Here is a 3,033-nt window from a genome sequence, read left to right as displayed (position 1 = left end):
GAGCCGGCGGGCCGCCCAGGCGCGGGCGTACGGGTGGGCGAGCACGGTGTCCACGGCGGCGGGGGCCGCCACGTCGAGCTCCGCCAGCAGGGCCCACGCCTCGGCCCGCCCCTGTCCGGAGGCGTCCCAGGCGGCGGCCAGCATCGCCCGGGTGAGGGCGAGTTGGGAGCGGCCGAGCGCGGCGAGGGTCTCCGCGCTCCCGTATCCGCGCGCGAGCTCGTCGAGTTGCGACGGGGTGAGCGCGCCGGGCAGCAGCAGCTCGGCGCCGGGCGCCGGGGCGGTGGCCCCCTGCGCCGGTACGACCGACGGACTCCCGCTCCCCGCAATGCCGTTGATGAACGTCATGAGATCACCGCAGTAGACGGAGGGATGGTCGAAGCTGCCTCCTCCATCGTCGCTCCGATAGCGGTGGGCGTACAGCCCGCCACCGCAGGAGCGGACCACGGAGCAGGCGCGGCAGGCCTCGCTCAGTCCGGCCAGGCCGGACTGGCGGGCGGCGATGCCGGGGTGGCGGGCGAGGTCGTCGAGGCTGTGCGCGAAGACGTTCATCCCGGTGACGGGCGCGCCGTCGTACGCGGTCTTCAGGCTGTCGGCCTGCTCGAAGGTCCCGTCCGTCTCCAGGACCGCCAGGTCGGAGGGCTCCAGGCCGAGCGACTCGGTGAGGCTGGAGAACCCCCGCAGGGTCCGGTGCACGGACTCGAAGGTCCGCACGGCGAACGGGCGCCCGTCCGTTTCCCACAGCCTGTGGACGGTCAGCAGCCAGTCGGCGTACGGGGTGGCGCCCAGCCCGGCGGGGCGCTTGGGCGGCTCGTCCCAGGTGGCGTGCGGGAGCAGGAAGTCCACGGCGGGCGGGCGGAGTTCGGCCAGCGCCCGGTACACGGCCACCGGGTCGTTCTCGACGTCCATGGTGCACAGCAGCCCGGCGAACAGGTGCCGGTACTCGGGCTCGTTCAGCAACGCGACGGCCCGCAGCACCTGCGGATGGCTGCTGCGTCCGTCGGCGAACCGCCGGTGGCGGTCGTTGGCGGCCTTGTCGCCGTCCAGCGAGATGCCGACCTTGATGTCCTGCTCCGCGAACAGCGAGCAGAAGTCCCGGCTCAGCAGCACGCCGTTGGTGTGGATGCGCAGGTCGAGCGCGCAGCCGGGCGGGAGCGCCGCCCGGAGCGCCCCGGCGGCGCGGCGCAAGCGGTCCGGGCCGGCGAGCAGGGGTTCTCCCCCGTGCAGGACGACCCGGACGGCGGGCAGCCGGTGGGCGGCCGCGTGCTCGCCGATGCGTTCGGCGGCCTTGGCCAGGATCCCGTCCGCGATGACCTTCGGCCGGGAACGCCAGCTGCTGTCCGCGTGCTCGTAGACGTAGCAGTGGTCGCAGGCCAGATCGCACCTGCTGTGCATCTTGACCACGAACTGCGTCAACGGCAGCGGAGTCGACGTCGTCATGGGACTGTTCGGTTCGGTCTGCTCGGTCTGGGTTCCGCTCGGATTTCCGGGTGGGGTCAGATCGAGGAGTTGAAGGCAGCGACCGGCACGAGGCCGGAGTCCACGCTGGGGAGCGCGCGCTGGAGGCGGGCGGCGAGTTCTTCCGCGCCGAGCTCGGCGAGATCGGCGAGGGAGGGGCGTTCCGGCGTCTCCTGATGGTCAGTGAGCTTGCCGGCCGGCCTGGTGCTGGTTACCGGAGTCATGTTCGTTTCCTTAGGCGCGGTTAGGACCTGCCGAGGGTGGGTAGGCCCACCCGGTTGCGACCAATGTAGTGCCCGCGAAGACTCCGCGCGGCACCTTGCGGACTCACGTTGGGCTCCCCAGGCGGCCGACGTCGCATGACAGCACGCTGGACCCCAAGAATTCACCCGTTCAGCGGTCGCGCACTTCGCCGTGGCGCACGCCGAAGCGCGTCGGAACCAGCCCCGGGGCGAGCACCCGGACAGCGCCGGGGCAAGCGCCGGAGACCACACCCGGACAGGAACCGAGCCGACGACCTGGGCACACCCGGGGAGTGCCCAGGGAAGCACACCATCCGGCCAAGCATCCGGCGCCAAGGATTCATTCCCCCGGCTCGCCGAGCTCCCGGACGGCACGCACCAGCTCCCCGGTGAACTCCACGCCGCTCGACGTCAGTTCACCGCAGTCCAGGAGCGTCTTCCCGGCGGTCAGGGTGTGCGTCCGCCAGCGCACGAACTCCCGGTGCGCACGGGCGGCGTCGCCCGCCCCGGCGGCCGCCTCCGCCCGCCAGAAGTCCGCCACGCCCAGGTGGGCGTACGCCCCCTGGAGCAGCGCCCCGGCCGGGCGCAGGTCCGGCCGCCAGGGGGCATGGTGGACGGCCTGGCCGTTGGGCCGGTGCAGCGGCACCAGGTCCAGCAGGGCGCCGAGTTGGACGTGCAGGAACTCGTGCACCAGGGCCAGCGCCAGCGACACCGGATCGCCCGGCAGCGAGGCCGCCACCGCACCGTACGCCCGCCGGGCGGCGGCACTGACCGTCGCCCCGTTGGGGGCGGGCAGCAGCGGTACGACGGTGGTCACGCAGGCCGCGACGGCCTGCGCGTGACGGCGGTGGCGGCGCACCAGGATGTCCCAGGTCTCGGCCAACCGCTCCTCCCAGAGGGCGAGTTCACCGTCCGGCAGCGGACCGGCCGGCGGGCGCCCGTAGTCCACCCGGCGCGGACCGGCATGGTCGACCGACGGCGCCCAGCGCAGCCCGTCGCACTCCAGCGCGAGGGCCGGGCCCGGAACGGGGCGGAGGAACTCGCCCAGCCCGCCGAGCGGAGCGCCCTCCCCCGCCGTCACGCCGCGCAGGCAGTCGGCCGCCCAGGCGTCCAACTCGGGCCGCAGCAGTACCTCTTCCCACCTCGCACGGTCGTCCCGCTGCAGCGCCCGGACCCTGGCGTACGCCTCCCGGTAGCCGTCGTGCTCCGGCGCCGCCCGGCGCAGCGCCAGCAGCAGCAGCGCCCGCTTGCTCAACTGCCCGCCGCGCAGCAGCCGGACGGCCTCCGGCCCGCCGCGCGCGCCCGCGATCGCCCGGAACGTCGCCCGGTCCACGCC

General features: G+C 74.2%; 3 protein-coding genes. All 3 read right to left on the bottom strand.

Annotated features, from left to right (window positions below):
- Positions 1-1,437: FxsB family cyclophane-forming radical SAM/SPASM peptide maturase (locus KS423_RS42240; RefSeq protein ID WP_224285015.1), on the bottom strand; the 1,437-nt coding region annotated here is incomplete at its 3' end.
- A gap of 56 nt (positions 1,438-1,493) precedes the next feature.
- On the bottom strand, positions 1,494-1,679 hold the full coding sequence (locus tag KS423_RS42235; protein WP_224285014.1) for a hypothetical protein: 186 nt from the start codon (positions 1,677-1,679) through the stop codon (positions 1,494-1,496).
- A 358-nt stretch (positions 1,680-2,037) separates the two neighbouring features.
- Positions 2,038-3,033: HEXXH motif-containing putative peptide modification protein (locus KS423_RS42230; RefSeq protein ID WP_263455808.1), on the bottom strand; the 996-nt coding region annotated here is incomplete at its 5' end.

Origin of the sequence: Streptomyces sp. LS1784, assembly GCF_020103755.1 — a bacterium.
Lineage (GTDB): Bacteria > Actinomycetota > Actinomycetes > Streptomycetales > Streptomycetaceae > Kitasatospora.
This window is presented reverse-complemented; position numbering and strand designations above follow the sequence as displayed.

Bases quoted from the DNA above. Each gene is read 5' to 3' on its own strand.
- KS423_RS42235 (WP_224285014.1), bottom strand. From the start codon at position 1,679: ATGACTCCGGTAACCAGCACCAGGCCGGCCGGCAAGCTCACTGACCAT.